Annotated in this window: 19 protein-coding genes; 11 read left to right on the forward strand and 8 right to left on the reverse strand. The window is 37.7% G+C overall.

Going from position 1 to position 17253, the window contains the following annotated elements; genetic code table 11:
* Window positions 1-9 precede the first annotated feature (9 nt).
* From hisB to hisIE, 6 genes are all read left to right on the forward strand, one after another.
* Complete coding sequence (gene hisB, locus KO521_RS06635; RefSeq protein WP_215939117.1) at window positions 10-1146, forward strand: bifunctional histidinol-phosphatase/imidazoleglycerol-phosphate dehydratase HisB; 1137 nt, start codon at window positions 10-12, stop codon at window positions 1144-1146.
* 75 nt (window positions 1147-1221) lie between these two features.
* Window positions 1222-1806, forward strand: a complete 585-nt coding sequence (hisH, locus tag KO521_RS06640) for an imidazole glycerol phosphate synthase subunit HisH (RefSeq protein WP_215939118.1) — start codon at window positions 1222-1224, stop codon at window positions 1804-1806.
* Between the two features lie 225 nt (window positions 1807-2031).
* Window positions 2032-2787 carry a 1-(5-phosphoribosyl)-5-[(5-phosphoribosylamino)methylideneamino]imidazole-4-carboxamide isomerase gene (gene hisA, locus KO521_RS06645; protein WP_215939119.1) on the forward strand — a complete coding sequence of 252 codons (756 nt, stop codon included), beginning with the start codon at window positions 2032-2034 and terminating at the stop codon, window positions 2785-2787.
* Between the two features lie 32 nt (window positions 2788-2819).
* Entirely contained in the window at window positions 2820-3575 is a 756-nt protein-coding gene (gene hisF, locus KO521_RS06650) for an imidazole glycerol phosphate synthase subunit HisF (protein WP_215939120.1), read from the forward strand.
* A 35-nt stretch (window positions 3576-3610) separates the two neighbouring features.
* Window positions 3611-4303, forward strand: coding sequence for an aspartate/glutamate racemase family protein (locus KO521_RS06655; RefSeq protein ID WP_215939121.1), 693 nt, complete (start codon window positions 3611-3613; stop codon window positions 4301-4303).
* A 10-nt stretch (window positions 4304-4313) separates the two neighbouring features.
* Entirely contained in the window at window positions 4314-4913 is a 600-nt protein-coding gene (gene hisIE / locus KO521_RS06660; protein WP_215939122.1) for a bifunctional phosphoribosyl-AMP cyclohydrolase/phosphoribosyl-ATP diphosphatase HisIE, read from the forward strand.
* Between the two features lie 8 nt (window positions 4914-4921).
* Here the strand turns inward: hisIE and KO521_RS06665 are convergent, their stop codons facing one another.
* The 4 genes from KO521_RS06665 to KO521_RS06680 all read right to left on the reverse strand — a co-directional run bounded on the left by KO521_RS06665 (window position 4922) and on the right by KO521_RS06680 (window position 7009).
* Window positions 4922-5644 (reverse strand): head GIN domain-containing protein, encoded by a 723-nt coding sequence (locus KO521_RS06665; RefSeq protein ID WP_215939123.1) that lies wholly within the window; start codon window positions 5642-5644, stop codon window positions 4922-4924.
* Window positions 5645-5699: 55 nt separating this feature from the next.
* The gene (locus KO521_RS06670; RefSeq protein WP_194527438.1) at window positions 5700-5894 is read right to left on the reverse strand and encodes a hypothetical protein; all 195 of its coding nucleotides are present in this window, start codon (window positions 5892-5894) and stop codon (window positions 5700-5702) included.
* Window positions 5891-6559 carry a hypothetical protein gene (locus KO521_RS06675; protein WP_215939124.1) on the reverse strand — a complete coding sequence of 223 codons (669 nt, stop codon included), beginning with the start codon at window positions 6557-6559 and terminating at the stop codon, window positions 5891-5893. The genes KO521_RS06670 and KO521_RS06675 overlap by 4 nt, the downstream gene beginning before the upstream one ends.
* A 129-nt stretch (window positions 6560-6688) precedes the next feature.
* Window positions 6689-7009, reverse strand: coding sequence for a winged helix-turn-helix transcriptional regulator (locus KO521_RS06680; protein ID WP_215939125.1), 321 nt, complete (start codon window positions 7007-7009; stop codon window positions 6689-6691).
* A gap of 118 nt (window positions 7010-7127) precedes the next feature.
* Here KO521_RS06680 and KO521_RS06685 point away from each other — a divergent pair, with 118 nt between their 5' ends.
* Entirely contained in the window at window positions 7128-7640 is a 513-nt protein-coding gene (locus KO521_RS06685; protein WP_215939126.1) for a lactoylglutathione lyase family protein, read from the forward strand.
* A gap of 105 nt (window positions 7641-7745) precedes the next feature.
* Here the strand turns inward: KO521_RS06685 and KO521_RS06690 are convergent, their stop codons facing one another.
* Genes KO521_RS06690 through KO521_RS06700 form a run of 3 tightly spaced genes read right to left on the reverse strand, consistent with a single transcriptional unit; the run spans window position 7746 to window position 9899 of the window.
* Complete coding sequence (locus KO521_RS06690; RefSeq protein ID WP_215939127.1) at window positions 7746-8834, reverse strand: hypothetical protein; 1089 nt, start codon at window positions 8832-8834, stop codon at window positions 7746-7748.
* The gene (locus tag KO521_RS06695) at window positions 8818-9357 is read right to left on the reverse strand and encodes a hypothetical protein (RefSeq protein WP_215939128.1); all 540 of its coding nucleotides are present in this window, start codon (window positions 9355-9357) and stop codon (window positions 8818-8820) included. Before KO521_RS06695 ends, KO521_RS06690 begins: the two co-directional genes overlap by 17 nt.
* The gene (locus KO521_RS06700; RefSeq protein ID WP_252729897.1) at window positions 9357-9899 is read right to left on the reverse strand and encodes an RNA polymerase sigma factor; all 543 of its coding nucleotides are present in this window, start codon (window positions 9897-9899) and stop codon (window positions 9357-9359) included. The genes KO521_RS06695 and KO521_RS06700 overlap by 1 nt, the downstream gene beginning before the upstream one ends.
* 239 nt (window positions 9900-10138) lie before the next feature.
* Here KO521_RS06700 and KO521_RS06705 point away from each other — a divergent pair, with 239 nt between their 5' ends.
* Complete coding sequence (locus KO521_RS06705) at window positions 10139-12547, forward strand: TonB-dependent receptor (RefSeq protein ID WP_215939129.1); 2409 nt, start codon at window positions 10139-10141, stop codon at window positions 12545-12547.
* Between the two features lie 4 nt (window positions 12548-12551).
* Window positions 12552-13397, forward strand: a complete 846-nt coding sequence (locus KO521_RS06710; RefSeq protein WP_215939130.1) for a DUF4249 domain-containing protein — start codon at window positions 12552-12554, stop codon at window positions 13395-13397.
* Window positions 13398-13614: 217 nt separating this feature from the next.
* Here the strand turns inward: KO521_RS06710 and KO521_RS06715 are convergent, their stop codons facing one another.
* Window positions 13615-14421 carry a DUF1853 family protein gene (locus tag KO521_RS06715; protein WP_215939131.1) on the reverse strand — a complete coding sequence of 269 codons (807 nt, stop codon included), beginning with the start codon at window positions 14419-14421 and terminating at the stop codon, window positions 13615-13617.
* 152 nt (window positions 14422-14573) lie between these two features.
* Between KO521_RS06715 and KO521_RS06720 the strand changes: the two genes are divergently transcribed.
* A complete protein-coding gene (locus tag KO521_RS06720; protein ID WP_215939132.1) occupies window positions 14574-15971 on the forward strand; it encodes a Gfo/Idh/MocA family protein in 1398 nt (465 codons plus the stop codon).
* Window positions 15972-16090: 119 nt separating this feature from the next.
* Window positions 16091-17248, forward strand: coding sequence for a vWA domain-containing protein (locus KO521_RS06725; RefSeq protein WP_194534805.1), 1158 nt, complete (start codon window positions 16091-16093; stop codon window positions 17246-17248).
* The last annotated feature ends 5 nt before the right edge of the window (window positions 17249-17253 follow it).

Consider the following 17253-nt stretch of genomic DNA (forward strand, 5'->3'; position numbering starts at 1 on the left):
AACCATATCATGGCAAAGAAAGTTTTATTTATAGATAGAGACGGAACGATTATTAAAGAAACCGTTGACGAGCAAATTGATGCGTTTGAGAAGATGATTTTCTATCCTAAGGCATTTACTTTTTTGGGTAAAATAGCCAAGGAATTAGATTATGAACTGGTAATGATCACCAATCAAGACGGACTTGGAACAGATGTTTTTCCTGAGGATACATTTTGGCCGGTTCATAATTTTATATTGAAGTCTTTTGAGAATGAAGGCGTTGTCTTTGACAAGGTTTTTCTAGACCGTACGTTTCCCCATGAAAATGCAAATACCAGAAAACCAGGTACAGGTTTGTTGACCGAGTATTTTGCGGAGGAGTATGATTTAAAAAATTCATTCGTAATCGGTGATCGATTGACGGATGTTGAACTGGCTAAAAATCTAGGCTCAAAAGGAATTTTTATTAATGATGATACCAACTTAGGTACGGGTGAAATCACAGTGAAACGTGATGCTTTGGATTCGGTTATTGCCCTAGAAAGTAATGATTGGGAAAAAATTTACGAGTTTTTGAAGTTGGAAAACCGAGTGTCAGAAACGCACAGAAAAACTAATGAAACGGATATTTACATCAACCTAAACCTGGACGGGACGGGCAAAAGCAATATCAAAACAGGACTTTCTTTCTTTGACCATATGCTAGATCAATTGGCTCGCCATGGTCAAATGGACTTGGAAATCAAAGTAAATGGTGACTTGGAAGTAGATGAGCACCATACTATTGAAGATACAGCTATTGCTTTAGGAGAGGTTTTTCACACGGCACTAGGTTCTAAAATGGGGATTGAACGCTACGGTTTCTGCCTTCCTATGGACGACTGTTTAGCACAAGTGGCCATAGATTTTGGTGGACGTAACTGGTTAGTGTGGGATGCGGAATTTAATCGTGAAATGGTGGGGGATATGCCTACGGAAATGTTTTATCATTTCTTTAAATCATTCACGGACGGGGCCAAAGCCAACCTAAATGTAAAAGCGGAAGGTAAAAACGAACATCACAAGATTGAGGCTATATTTAAAGCCTTTGCAAAGGCAATTAAAATGGCCGTGAAACGTGATGTAGAAAAAATGGTGTTGCCAAGTACAAAGGGAATGCTTTAAATAATAGTATGAAGTATTGAGTACAAAGTATTGATTTTCTTTGTACTCAATACTCGGTACTCATGACTAGAAAAGATGAAAATAGTAATCATAAACTACGGTGCAGGTAATATTCAGAGTATCAAATTTGCTATAAAGCGTTTGGGCTATGAAGCAATTTTGAGTCACGATATAGTAGAAATACAGTTTGCTGATAAGGTTATTTTTCCTGGTGTGGGCGAGGCGAGTAGTGCCATGTCTAAATTACGGGCGAGCGGCTTGGACAAACTGATTCCGAATTTGAAGCAGCCTGTCTTGGGTATATGCTTGGGGATGCAGTTAATGTGCCATTCTTCAGAAGAAGGTGATACTAAAGGCTTAGGTATTTTTGATGTGGATGTAATCAAATTCACAAATGAGGTTAAGGTTCCACAGATTGGTTGGAATCAGATTACCAACTTAAAGTCGGAGCTTTTTAAAAATATTGAGGACAAAGAGCATATTTATTTAGTTCACAGTTTTTATGCGCCACTTTGCAAAGAAACCATAGCGGAATCAGAATACGGAATAAAATACAGCGCTGCACTGGCGAAGAATAATTTTTATGGCACCCAATTTCACCCGGAGAAAAGTAGTGATATAGGCGAAAGGATTCTTGAGAATTTTTTGAAGAATATATAGAAGAATTAGTACTGAGTACAGAGTATTGAGATTCCAAAGGTGAAATATATAAAATATGGCTTAGTTAGAAGTAGAACAAAAGGATGGTTAAACGAAAAAAAGCTTTAGCAAAGCATTTTTTTAAGGGTGTTTTCATAACTTTTACTAACTACTAACTACTAACTACTAACTACTAACTACTAACTACTAACTACTAACTACTAACTACTAACTACTAACTAAACAATGAGAATAATACCAGCAATAGACATCATAGATGGTAAATGTGTTCGCCTTTCAAAAGGGGATTATGATACCAAGAAAATATATAATGAGAATCCGTTAGAAGTTGCCAAAGAGTTTGAGGCCCATGGTATTCAATATTTACATTTAGTAGATTTAGATGGTGCTAAAAGCAAGCATATCGTAAATCATAAGATTTTGGAGCAGATAGCTTGCGGTACTACGCTGAACATTGATTTTGGAGGCGGACTGAAAACGGACGATGATTTGCGAATCGCATTTGAGAGTGGTGCTAATCAGATAACCGGTGGTAGTATTGCTGTAAAAGATAAGGAGACTTTTTCCAATTGGATTCAAACCTATGGAGCCGAAAAAATTATTTTGGGTGCGGATGCCAAAGATGAAAAAGTAGCAGTTTCCGGTTGGCAAGAAGAGTCAAAGGAAGAATTGATTCCGTTTATTTCATCATATCAGGAAAAAGGAATCGCTTATGTAATCTGTACGGATATTTCAAAGGATGGAATGCTGGAAGGTCCTTCTTTTGACTTGTATAAAAAGATTTTAGCACAATGTAAAGAGGTTGGTGGTAATGTAAGCCAAGGATTAAAATTGATTGCCAGTGGTGGAATTTCTACTTTTGATGAATTGCCAAAACTGGCAGAGATGGGATGTGAAGGTACAATCATTGGAAAAGCCATTTATGAAAATAGGATCAGCCTAAAACAGTTGGAAGATTTTATTTTGGAAATAGGGATGTAGATAAGAAATTAAAGTAAAACGAACATTGTACTATGTTAGCAAAGAGAATCATACCCTGCTTGGATATAAAGGACGGGAGAACGGTAAAAGGCGTAAATTTCGTTGATTTACGTGATGCGGGCGACCCAGTGGAATTGGCAGAGATCTATAGTAAAGAAGGAGCGGACGAGCTTGTTTTTCTGGATATTTCGGCAACAGAACAAAAACGCAAGACTTTAGCCGAACTGGTTTACCATGTAGCGGAGAAAGTAAGTATTCCTTTTACTGTGGGAGGAGGAATTTCATCTGTTGAAGATGTTGATGTTCTTTTGCACAATGGAGCGGATAAGGTTTCCATTAATTCATCGGCAGTAAAAAATCCACAGTTAATAAACGACTTGGTGGCTAAATTCGGTTCACAGTGTATTGTGGTAGCCATAGATGCCAAACAGATAGATGGTGAGTGGATTGTTCATTTGGTAGGAGGTAAAGTACCTACGGAACGTAAACTGTTTGAATGGGCCAAAGAAGTTGAAGAGCGTGGTGCAGGAGAAATTCTTTTTACCTCAATGGATCATGACGGTACCAAAGACGGTTTTGCGAACGAAGCGTTGAGCAAACTAAGCACGGAATTGAACATTCCCATAATTGCATCGGGTGGTGCAGGAAATATGCAACATTTTACGGATACCTTTGTAGAAGGAAAAGCAGATGCAGCGCTTGCAGCCAGTGTTTTTCATTTTAAGGAAATTGGTATTAAAGATTTGAAAGAAGAGTTAAAAGATAAAGGAATTCCCGTACGATTATAAGTTCGATTTGGACTCTAACCGATAAATAAGAGATAATGAAAAAAATAGGTCTAATAGGAGGCATCACTTGGCAGTCAACACAGTTGTATTATCAGTTGTTGAACACAAAAGTAGCTGAAACTTTAGGAGGTTCTAGTTCCTGTGAGTGTCTTATTGAATCTGTTAACTTTGCGGAGATTTCGGAAAAACAGGGCAAAGGAGATTGGGATTCCTTACATGAGAAGATGGCGGATATTGCCTTGCGTTTACAAAATGCCGGTGCGGAAGTTATTCTCATTTGTGCGAACACCATGCATTTGAGTGTTCCTATAATTACACAAAAAATAGCTATTCCTATTTTGCATATTGCAGAGGTAGCCGGAGAAGCGGTAAAAGCCAAGGGATGTCAAAAAGTGCTTTTATTGGGTACAAAATATACTATGGAACTGGATTTTTATAAGGATATCCTTAAGAATCAGTTTCAAATAGAAGTTTTAATTCCTTCTAAAGAAGATAGAGAGGTGGTTCATGACGTAATATATCATGAACTCTCCAAAGGCATTATTACCGAAGAATCAAAAAAGAAATATTTAGACATTATTGGCAAAGCCGAAAAAGAAGGAGCGCAAGGTGTTATTTTAGGTTGTAACGAAATACCGTTACTAATTCAACAAGAAGATTGTACGATAGCGGTTATAGATACCACAAAAGAACATGCTCATGCGGCCGTAAAATTCGCACTAGCTTAAAATATTTACGATGAAAATAGATTTCAATAAAAATGGAGACGGACTTGTGCCGGCAATTATTCAGGACGCAGTTACAAAAAACGTTTTGATGTTTGGGTACATGAACCAAGAGGCTTTTGACAAAACTGAAGAGACCAAAAAAGTAACGTTTTATAGTCGCACCAAAAAAAGATTGTGGACCAAAGGCGAGGAGAGCGGAAACTTCTTGGAGCTGGTAGATATTAAAAACGATTGTGACGATGATACACTTCTAGTTTTTGTAAAACCCGTAGGTCCTACTTGTCATAAAGGAACAGATACGTGTTGGAACGAAGAAAACACTTCAAATTTTGGATTTCTATCTCAATTGGAAGAAGTTATAACACAGCGTCGTGAAGCTTCGGATTCTAGTAAATCATATGTTGCCTCTTTATTTGAAAAGGGCATAAACAAAATAGCCCAAAAGGTTGGTGAGGAAGCCGTGGAAACTGTAATAGAGGCCATGGATGATAAGGATGACCTCTTTTTATATGAAAGTGCAGATTTACTTTTTCATTACTTAATATTACTTCAGGCAAAAGGATTCACCTTAAAAGATATAGAAGCGGAACTAGTAAAACGACATAAATAGTCGTTTTACTAGTTTCTGTTTTTTAGCTGTGAAGCACCTTTTATTCGTTCATGATTGATAACCGCAGTACCCTTGTAGTTTAGAGTGCTCGCTCCCGTTGCCTCTACATCTATTGATTCCGTGGCAGTAAGAAAAGCTTCACTGGCTCCTGAAAGATCTATGTTCAAACGCTCTATTTGTAAATCGTAATTTCTAAAATCACTGCTTCCGGAAAGGTTGGCATGTACGGATTTTACTTCCCCGTAAATATCGGCTTCAGATGCACCGTTAAGGTCAACATTCAGATAATCTGCAAAGACTTCACCGGTAAGGTCAGACGCTCCTGAAAGCTCGATTTTACCACGTTCGGTATTCCAAGGACTTTCTAAGGTTACGCTTGCTGCTCCAGAGAGGTCGAATTCAGAAATATCTTTGGTGGTTATAAAAGCCTTCAATGTGGGATTGCCACTTACTGTTGTGTATCTTTTAAGTTTGATGATAACTTCGTTTCCTTCTCGTGCAACAACAATACGGTCTTGTAAATTGTCATTCGCTTCAATTTGGATTTCCTCTTCATTATCTGAAAAGGTAACGTAGACATCAAAAGCATTGGAAACTTTTAATTTGTCATAATCAGAAATTGTTAAATCTTTGGTGGTGATTTCATCCGAAGCTCGTATATGGTCATAGTCACAAGAGGTAAGAATTCCACATGCCACGGCCATGGCGATAAAAATCGTTTTTGTTTTCATTTTGATTGTTTTTAAGCTCGCCCAAAGGGAAAGCAGATTGATGAATTGTGGTGTTTTAGACGTTTACTAAACGCTCCTGAAGCTTAACTACAGGAATCCACTGAAAGTTAATGGGTGACCATTCTTCTTTAGTTGAGGAACTACCGGTACAATTGTTTCTAAGAAATACTTGGTTGTTTTCACTGAATACATGCTGTGTTTCTATAACATCGTGACAATGCGGACAGATTTTTTCGTTTGTTGCTTTCATTGTACGTTCTTTTTGTATCTATTACGACCCATATTAAAAATACCCACTTTAACTCCTATTCCGGCCGAAAAGCCATTAATACGAGTAGTGCGTGTAGGGGGAAGTTCAATTCTACTAGAAAAACGATACTTGACGCCTGCTTCTAGTTGCAAATAGCGAGAGATATTAAAAAGAGCACTTACGCCAGGTTCGGCTACGAAGACAACATCAAAATCATCTTCGGTAAGCTCTTCTTCGTAGGTATCATCATCTTGAAAACGATTATCAATATAACCAACGCCACCGGCACCCAATAAAAGGGGAAAAGAAAGATTAACACGTTTTTTACTAAAGAAAATAGGTTCTAAGTGAAGACCGCCGTAGGCACCTATTAAGTCTTCGTAACGCGCTAGACTGTTGTTATAAATATCTTGTTCCGAGTATAGAAAATTGCCCGCAAAGCCTATTTCAAATTGACGATTGGCTACATAGGCAACTTTAAGCCCGCCCATGAATGCATTTTGGTCATCAATTTCGCCAACACCCATAGTAAGACCTAGGTATACCCCGTGAACGACATTGTTACGATCATTAAATTCCAAGTATTCTTCCGTTTCATTTTGGGCGGAACTAAAGAAAGTTGCTCCCAAACATAGTATAAGAAGACCCGTTTGTAATAATTTCATCACTGTTCATTTTTTGATTGATTACCTAATAGACAACCTAAGGCACGAAAAGTTGCATCAAAAACGAATTATTTTCAAAAAAAATGAATTTTTTACTGTAATAGGCATCATGGGAAGTGAAAAGGATACTTAATTTAATGGCGGATTACTATTGTCGGCGCCCCATTTATCCAGACTTTCCAAGATGTCTTTGAGTGATTTTCCTTTTTCTGTTAAACCGTATTCAACTTTTGGAGGAACCACGGGAAATACCTCTCTTAGGACCAACCCGTCTTTTTCTAGTTCACGTACAGTTTGAGTAAACATCTTATTTGATATTCCTATAATTTTTTTCTGCAAAACGCCCGAACGTAATGGCCTGTCAAGAAGATGAAACAGAACAATTGGTTTCCACTTGGTACCGATTAAATTCATGGTGTAATCTAAAGGGCAGTAATTTTTGTTATTCATTTTAGATACAAAATGTTGATAATTAGAAATTTACTCTTTTTGGTAACTATATAACTTTTGGGTAAGTTATTGTCTATAAGTCAAATATAGGTTTGTTTTGTAGTGTAAAACTAAAAATATGAACACAAATAAAGAGTATCCAAAATCATTTTCACATATTGGTATTACGGTTCCCAAATTAATAGAAGCCGTTACATTTTATTCTGATGTAATGGGGTGGTATGTGATAATGGCTCCATCAAAAGTTAAAAAAGAAAAAGAAACAGCCATTGGCCAGATGTGTATTGATGTTTTTGGTGAAGACTGGGAAGAATTTGAAATTGCCCACATGTCCACTTCAGATGGTGTTGGAATAGAATTATTTTCATTTCCACAGGGGGTTAAAGAGGCACCAAATTTTAATCCTTTCAATACGGGACTATTCCATTTCTGCATACAAGACCCAAACATTGAAGATTTGGTTGATAAAATTGTAGCGTATGGTGGAAAGCAGCGTATGCCCATAAGGTCTTATTATCCTAATGAAAAGCCCTATAGAATGTGTTATGTGGAAGACCCTTTCGGAATTGTTTTTGAAATCTACTCGCACAGTTATGAGTTGACGTATTCTTCCGGGGCATATACGGAGTAATTGAAACAAAATTTAAAATGAAAGCCACCAACACTCTTTAAGTATTGGTGGCTATTTTCGGTTCATAGAAGTTATCAAAGGCTAGCTGCTCACTTCCCACTATATCTAAAGCTCTTTGAGTAATACCACGCCCTTTTTTCCGGTAATGGAAATATGACCTTGCACTTTCTTACCATAAACAGCGTTGATTTCACGAAGCTTTTTACCCTTATCCAGCATCTCCGAATCTACATCGTGAAATGATTTAGGTAAGCGCACCAGGCCTTCCTCCAGTACTGCCGAGAATTCGTGAGGAAAGTCCGTAATATTAAGACTTACTTCTGATGACTCTTGCTCAATAATAATTGTACCATTAGTAGATAGGATGTGATCAACTCTAAAATCAGATATTTTCAGGACCAAATCTATATCCTTTGCCAACCTTCCCAATTGAATCGTACTGAACTTGAGCATCCCGTAAAAAGTACCTATTTCCTCCAGGTCCACCTCATCCTTATTGGAATAGAATTCTAAAGAACCAATAGTGTGCATGCTTATATCACTGCCACTACTGTTTAAGCGCATAGTGTTTGAATCGTCCATATCCAACCCACCATTCTTCAGGTCAAGGTTCGCATAATAGATGTTTTTAGCTCGTAATTTTCCGTATTTTAGATTAATATCGGCTTTATTCAAATTATCATTTATCCACATATCGCCATGTTGCACATCGGCTTTTAAAACTCCTCTCCAATCTTCTATAAAAACATCGCCAAATTTATTAATGATTTCCATTTCTGCCTTTTCGGGCATGTAGACTTTGTAATCTATTTGCACATTACTTCGGTCAAAATCAAAAGGGTTAGCCTTCTCAAAAAGATTGGAAAAGAAACCAGAACTGTTTTCTCCAATCTCATAACCAACGGATAAAAAATCATCGCTTTCGCGAAGAATAGGTCTAATTCGCTCTAGAAGCTCTCGGGCGTTGTCACTCTTTTTATGGGTAACAGTAATATTCACAGTAATGGAAACCTCATTTTTGGTCCATCCGTAGATATTAATATTGCCGTATTTATTGTCTAAATGAATTTCTCCCCCGTTGGTAAACCCGTAGGTCTTGTTTACCTTTTTAGACACTTTTTCCTGCGCCATGACCGGAAGGCCAAGGAGCATCACCGCAGCAAAAAGGAGCAGTTTTTTATAAAGTGTATCCATAATCCTCATCTTTTAATTTTGATTCGTTTAGCTGGCGCAGTAGGTTCTCTATGAGCTCTATTCGCTTTCGGTAATTAGAAACAATAGCTTCCAATACCAATTCGTTATCCAGGTTGTTCTTCATCTCCAACTTCAACTGTTCGTATTCGGTATCCAATTCGTCCATAAAGGATAAAAACTCTTCTTTATCGGCATCTGATAGTTTGTCATTATTCTTTACCAATTGTACTTGGTAGGATACCAAGCCTTTGTAATGCATATCTATATCCTGTAATTCTTTGGATACAAAATTGTTCTCATTCGTAGAGCCATTTAGAAACGAGATACCGATCAGCCCGGAAATTCCTAGGATAACAAGTACAGTTGCCGCAATACGCAGCATAGGCAATTTCCATAGCGGGATTACCTTAGGTTCAGAAGGTTCAAGTTGAGCCTCTATATTTGCCCAAAGCTTGGCGCGATCTGCCTTTTGGTCATCAAAAGATGCTTTACTTGCCCTAATATGTTTTTCAAAATTGTCCATTATAAGGTGTTTATAATTTCAACTAGTTTCTTTTTGGCCCTGTGATACTGAGATTTGGAGGTTGATGTTGTAATGCCCAACACTTCACCAATTTCTATATGATCATAGCCTTCCAGTAAATACAGGTTGATAATATTTTTGTAACCTAAAGGCAGTTTTTCAATACCCATCTTAACTTTTTGAATATCAATTGCATCTACCGGGTCATTATGTATTTCTTCCGTTAGGTGATACTCATGATCATCCATGGCGGCTAAAGGAAGACGCTTTACTTTTAGATGATTTATGCTTTTGTTGATGACTATCCGTTTAAGCCATGCTCCAAAAGTTGACTCATATTTAAAGTTGTGCAGATTTTTAAAAGCATCTACAAAACTATCTTGCACAATGTCTTCCGCATCTTCTTTGACCCCCAAAAATCGCATCCCAATGTTATACATAGCATCTACATAGAGCTCGTACAGTTGGTACTGTGCGTTTCTATCGCCAGACTTGCTGCTTTCAACAAGGGACTTATGCGTAAAACGGATTTCGGTTTTCAATTAATTAAAGAGGGTTATTTGTTCTCTACAATTAGGTTTCAATAGCAAAGACAAGCAAAAGTTGCAAGGGTTGCATTTAGGGAGGAATATTTTAATGCTAAGATATTAATATAATAGGATTTATATTTTTCTGATTTACTAGCTTCGTACTTATATAATTGGAGAAAAAAACAAAGAGATGCAACCTTCTTGCAATTTGGTTGTCAATAGAAGTGTTCATCAATCAAAATAAAAATAAAATGATAAAAAAAAGAATTAAAAAGCTGGCTGGGCAAAGGTTAAAGGCCTTTTTCAGCCTGTTGCTATTGCTCATAAGCGCTTATAGTATGGCGCAGGAAAACTACACCGTAAGCGGAAAAATAACAGATCAACTTAACGGCGAAACCCTATTTGGTGCATCCGTATTTTTGGAAGAGACAACAATAGGAGTAGTTACCAATGAATACGGATTTTATTCCATTACAGCTCCGGAAGGCAACTATCGCCTACATATTTCTTACATGGGGTATTCAGACAAATACCAAGCGGTTACATTGGATAAAAACCAGCAGTTCGATTTTGAAATTTCGGAAGCCTCAACCGAGCTGGAAGAGGTGGTGGTTAGCGCAGATGAACCGGAAAGAGCTGTTTTGCGAAAACCGGAAATGAGTGTCGCTAAAATGAATATAGCAACCGTAAAGCAAATGCCCGTTGTTTTGGGAGAGGTAGATATTTTAAAGTCGTTACAAATGCTTCCTGGGGTAACCAATAATGGAGAAGGTACCGGTGGATTTCATGTACGAGGTGGTGCGGGTGACCAGAACTTGGTTTTATTGGATGAGGCAATAATTTACAATACTTCGCACATGTTCGGATTCTTTTCTGTGTTCAATGCAGATGCTATTAAGGATGTAAAATTATACAAAGGGGGAATTCCTGCCAGATATGGTGGTAGAGTTTCTTCCGTGCTGGATGTTCGTCAAAAAGATGGTAATAGTAAGCAATTTGCTGCAACAGGAGGAATAGGTATAATATCTAGTCGTCTTGCCTTAGAAGGTCCGTTGTTCAATGATAAAGGTTCTTTTTTAATAGCGGGTAGACGCTCATATGCCGATATATTGTTAAAAGCTGCAGGTGAGGACAACAGTGTCAGCTTTTATGACTTAAATTTAAAAACGAATTACAAAATAAATACGAACAACAGACTATATCTCTCTGGTTATTTTGGAAGGGATTCTTTTGAGCTAGGAGAGAATTTTGAAAGTAGTTATGGTAATTCAACAGGGAATTTGCGTTGGAACCATATTTTTAACGACCGGCTTTTTTCGAACCTTTCAGCAGTCTATAGTAAGTATGATTATGATCTAGGAATTACTACTGCAGAGTTTGATTGGGTTTCTTCCATCACAAATTATAACCTGAAGTATGATTTTAAATATTATTTGAGTGATAAGTTTAAACTAGATTTTGGGGCAAGTGGTATTTATTATGATTTTGATCCAGGGAAAATCAGTCCAACTTCAGAAACTTCAGCGGTAAATCCATTTACATTAGATAGTAAAAAAGCAATAGAAAGCGGAGTCTATATTAATGCGGAACATAAACTTACCGATAAGTTAACCGCCCAATACGGGTTGCGTTATAGCGGATTTACAAGACTTGGTGGGCAGGCAATGGTTGATTATGCCAACGAACAACCTGTAGTCTATAATCCCGCTTTGGATATCTATGAACGAGGAACCGCAATAGGGGAGACCAATTATGAAAAAGGAGATGCCATAGAAAAATTCGGAAATTTTGAACCTAGAGCATCTCTGGCGTATGTTTTAAATGACAACTCCTCCTTAAAAGCAGGTTTTTCGCGAGTTGCTCAATATATTCATTTGCTATCTAATACTTCTTCTGCTACACCATTGGATGTTTGGGCCCCAAGCGGCCAGTTTATAAAACCACAATTATCCAATCAATATGCATTAGGATACTTCAGGAATTTTAAGGATAAAGTGTATTCTATGGAGGCCGAAGTCTATTTTAAAAACACAGATAATAGAATCGATTATATTGATGGGTCTGATCTAATAGGGCAAAATACCATAGAAACCGAAATCTTAACAGGGGAATCAAGAGCGTATGGTCTTGAACTCTTATTACGAAAAAATGAAGGCGACTTCACGGGGTGGATTGCATACACTTTGTCAAAATCAGAACAACGAACTCCAGGTGGTATTGCCGGTGGATTGGGAATAAACGATGGGGATTGGTATAACACCCCTTATGATAGAACCCATGATATTTCTATTTCTGGGGCTTATAAGTTGAATGATAAATTAAGTTTTGGTGCCAATCTCGTATTTCAGACCGGTAGGCCGGTAACCTACCCAAATGGGCAGTATGAATATGAGGGTATTTCTGTGGCTAGTTATGCGGATAGAAATTCTGATCGTTTACCGTCTTATCACCGCTTAGATTTGTCGGTTAATTACAAACCGAATCGTAAACCGGAAAAACGTTTTAAAGGGGAGTGGGTTTTAGGTATCTATAACGCCTATAATCGTAAAAATGCCGCATCTATTTCCTTTGGTCAAAATTTAGAGACTGGAGCGAATGAAGCCACCAGAACGGCTATTTTTGGCATCGTTCCTTCGATAACTTATAATTTTAAATTTTAGAAACATGCACAACTATATAAAAATCACCGTATTAATTTTAATGACATCAATTACGTCTTGTACTGATGTTATTGACGTAGAGGTTCAAGAAGATACTACCCGGTTAGTTATTCAAGCCTCCTTGGATTGGGAAAAAGGAACTGCAGGAAATGAACAGTTTGTAAAATTGAGTACATCTACCAATTTTTTTGAAACTTCCAGTAGTACAGCTATTACTGGTGCATCTGTTTCAGTAATTAATGACACGAGTGGCGATGAATTTGTTTTTGCAGACCAAAATAACGGTATGTATGCCACTTCTGATTTCGTACCGGTTCTGAATCAGTCCTACACATTGGAAATTGTTTATAATGGTGAAACCTACACGGCAAAAGAAACATTAACGCCAGTTACTGATATCACGGATTTGTATCAAGGACGTGAAGATGGTTTTGATGACGAAGAGCTAGAATTACATGTGGAATTTACAGACCCTGAAGATGAAGAGAATTATTACCTATTTAGATTTCAGAAGGAAGGCGATTTATTGCCAGAATTTGAGGTGGGTGATGATGAGTTTATTAATGGTAATGAAATAGATACTTGGTATGAAACTGAAGAAGATGAAGATACAGATAAAATAGAAGCGATTCAGCCAGGTGATGTCGTTACGGTAGAGATGTACGGTGTGTCAGAAGCATACTATAATTATATGGATATCTTGATAGACCAAATAGGTGGAGTAGGTATTTTTTCTGCAACCCCCGTAGCGGTAAAAGGAAACTGCATCAACTTAACAAATCCTGATAATTATGCCCATGGTTATTTTAGAGTGACGCAAGTAGTGAAAGGGAGTTATACTTTTGAGTGATTTGGGTTGGTATTGAGTAGTTGGTATGGAGTAGTTGGTATGGAGTGTAGAGAAGAAAGTATTGGGTAGTTGTTTACAGTTTTAAAAGTTGGTATTGACGGATAATTAAAATAAAAAAAGCTTAGGTAAAGCATTTTTATGATGGGATTTTTTTTTCTTCTACTAACTACTAACTACTAACTACTAACTAATAACTCTCACCACTAACTACTAACTCTCACCACCAAACCACGAAAAACTTTTCGAACTCGGTATCGGATTTTTTCATCCAGAGCATAGGTGCATTTTCATTTAGGTTGCGCAAGTTTACTTCCATTAAGGTTTCAAAATGAGATGACCAACGTACTTTTTTATGGGGTTCAATTACCCATTCAGATTTGCTAGGAATGTAGTATTTATGAGGCTTAAATGCATTCTTTTCAAATTCATTGAACCTTAACCAATAGCCGTATATACATTCTTTGTTTAATGGGGTAATGTCCACTGTATTATTTGAGAAAGGCGTATAGAGTTGTGCCTTAAAACACGCCTGGTGCTCAATCTCTCCATGGTTTATTCCTGTTTCAGATAATGTTCTAATCCCACTTTCGGAATGTAAAAGAGCAAATTGTTTGTCTTTTATTTTTTCCATTTTCGTAAAGAACATATCTCTACGATTCGGCCCAATTAATCGGTGGATGGGTTCTGAAATCGTGGGGTCTATAATATAGAATTTATAGGTCAGTTCCACGTGAATCAGTTTTTTTGTCTCTCTGTTTTTAAGGATGAAATCGATTTCGCCAATGGTACGTTTTTCATCTTTTACAGGTTGGTTACTTAGGACCAGGTCATAGGTGCTGTTTCGTATTAAAAGTTGAGTAAATACATGTTCCATTTGATGACCTAAACGCAATTTTTTTAAAATGGGCTTTGGAAGAAATCTGTTCATTTTCAATTCTGGAAAAACAAATTGCTCTATCCCAAATTTCTCACCCGTCCACAAGACTGGCGTATTTAAAAATCCTAAACATTGTTCTTTTATCATCTTTTACGAAGATATGTTCTCTAAATGTGCTGTCAAAAAAATAAACGGCACTTTGTAAGACTTTGTTAGTGACAGCTCCAAAAGGGTTCAGATTAGGTAAAACTTCTTTATATTGTAGTTTCATATCTACAACAACTCACAAAAAAAGACAGATGAACTCAAATAGAAGAAATTTTCTAAAAAAAACATCATTGGTGGGAGCGGGCATTGCTCTAACACCAAGTATTTCCCAAGCTAATTTTCTAGGATCGGAGCGCCCTTTTTCTTCGCAATACATGGGTGACTTTAAAGCCCCAAAATTAGATAAAGTACGTTTTGCTTTTATTGGCGTAGGTGAAAGAGGTTCTGGTCATATAGCTCAAATTGCGGCTATAGAAAATACAGAAGTTGTTGCCATCTCCGATCTGTATGAGGACTTAGCCAAAAAGTCTGCAGATGTATGTAAAGAAGCGGGTAAAGGTCAAAGACATAAAAAGGTAAAGTTATATACCGATGGTGAAAACGATTGGAAAAAAATGCTGGAAAAAGAAAAGCCAGATGCCGTAATAATAGCTACTCCATGGGGGTTACACGCACCAATGGCCATAGCGGCTATGAACGCAGGGGCGCATGCTTTTGTAGAAGTCCCAATTGCTTTGTCAGTTAAAGAAATGTGGCAAATTGTAGATGCCTCAGAGAAGACCAAAAAGCACTGTATGATGATGGAAAACGTCAACTATGGTAGAGATGAGTTATTGTATTTAAATGTGTGCCGTCAAGGTGCTATTGGAGAATTATTGCATGGTGAAGCCGCTTACATTCATGAATTACGCTTCCAAATGGATCAAGTAGACCGTGGTACGGGTTCTTGGAGAACTCCACATTATGCAAATAGAAACGGAAACCTTTATCCCACACATGGCCTAGGCCCTGTGGCGCAATATATGAACGTAGGTAGAACGGATGATAACTTTAAGTTTATAAACTCATTTTCTTCTCCTTCTAAAGGTAGGCATTTGTACGCTGAAAAGAATTTCCCAGCAGACCACAAATGGAATAAATTGGATTATAAGGGAGGTGACATCAATACCTCCATCATAAAAACAACTTTAGGTAGGACCATTATGGTACAATGGGATGAAACGAGTCCACGGCCGTACACACGCCACAACATGATTCAAGGCACAAAAGGCACTTTGGCGGGATTCCCAACTCGTGTAGCCATAGAAGGTGGTGTTGAAGGTGCAACTGACGATCACCACCATTGGGCAGAGGGTGATGGATTGGCAAAAATATATGAGAAATATGAACACCCATTATACAAAAGAGTAGGAGAATTAGCAACAAAAATGGGCGGTCATGGTGGCATGGATTTTATGATGCTATTTCGTATTGTAGAATGCTTAAGAAACGGAGAACCTTTGGATCAAAATGTATACGAAGGTTGTCTTTGGAGTGCAGTTGCGCCTTTAAGTGAAGCTTCCGTAGCAAGTAATGGCGCTCCACAAGAATTTCCGGATTTTACCCGCGGCGCTTGGAAAACTACAGCGCCTCTTGGTATTATAAGTTAAAACATTCTTTCTCTTCAAAAATTAGCAAAGTTGCTATACTTTGGACTGACAATAGCCTGCAACCGTTAACATTTCCTAAAAATGGAGGTGTTAACGGTTTTATTAAGTAATTTTATATAATGGCTATGAACACAAGAAAAGGGTTCCGGTTTTCAACGTATGAAGCACCGGAACAAACTCCTTTCGATAAACTTTTTGATATTTTTCAAGAACTCATAACCCATACTTCGGGTGATTTTGACGAGGCCATAGATTGGCTTCGTGAATTGGATAAGGAGTATGAACTGACGGATGATGAATATACGATTGATGATTTTATTGAGGAGTTAAAGGCAAAAGGATACATTCAGGAAGAATTTGACGATGATGCTGCCGGTGGAGAAGGAGAAGAGGGCGATGAAAATGGTGGGAAAGGAAATATTTCTATTACTGCTAAAATGGAACGCCTTATTCGCCAACGTGCATTAGATCAGATTTTTGGTAAAATTAAACGGAGTGGTTCCGGAAATCACAAAACTGGTAAATCTGGACAAGGAGATGAACATACCGGCGATTTGCGAGAATACCGTTATGGTGATGGTTTAGAACATATTTCAATGACCGAAAGTCTGAAAAATGCCCAAATCAATCATGGTATGGGCAGCTTCACTTTAAATGAAGATGATTTAGTAGTTGAGGATACGCAGCATAAAGCACAGATGAGCACCGTTCTGATGATAGATATTAGCCACAGTATGATTCTGTATGGTGAAGATCGCATTACGCCTGCAAAAAAAGTGGCGATGGCATTGGCAGAGTTGATTACGACTCGCTATCCAAAGGATACTTTGGATATTTTGGTTTTTGGTAACGATGCTTGGCCTATTCCCATAAAGGACCTTCCGTACTTAAAGGTAGGGCCATATCATACCAATACGGTAGCTGGACTTCAGTTGGCAATGGATATGCTGCGACGTAAACGGAATACCAATAAGCAGATTTTTATGATTACTGATGGAAAGCCCAGTTGTTTGAGGCTTCCTGATGGTTCTTATTATAAGAATAGTGTGGGCTTGGATGAATATATAGTGGAGAAATGTTATAACATGGCACGGCAGGCTCGGAAATTACATATTCCTATTACCACCTTTATGATTGCACAAGATGCCTATTTAATGCAGTTTATCCGGCATTTTACGGAAGCCAACAAAGGCAAGGCATTCTTTACAGGTTTACAAGGTTTGGGTGAAATGATTTTTGAAGATTACGAAACGAATAGGAGAAAGAGATTGAAATAAGACGG

It is taken from the genome of Zobellia uliginosa (genome assembly GCF_018860745.1).
Classification (GTDB): domain Bacteria; phylum Bacteroidota; class Bacteroidia; order Flavobacteriales; family Flavobacteriaceae; genus Zobellia; species Zobellia uliginosa_B.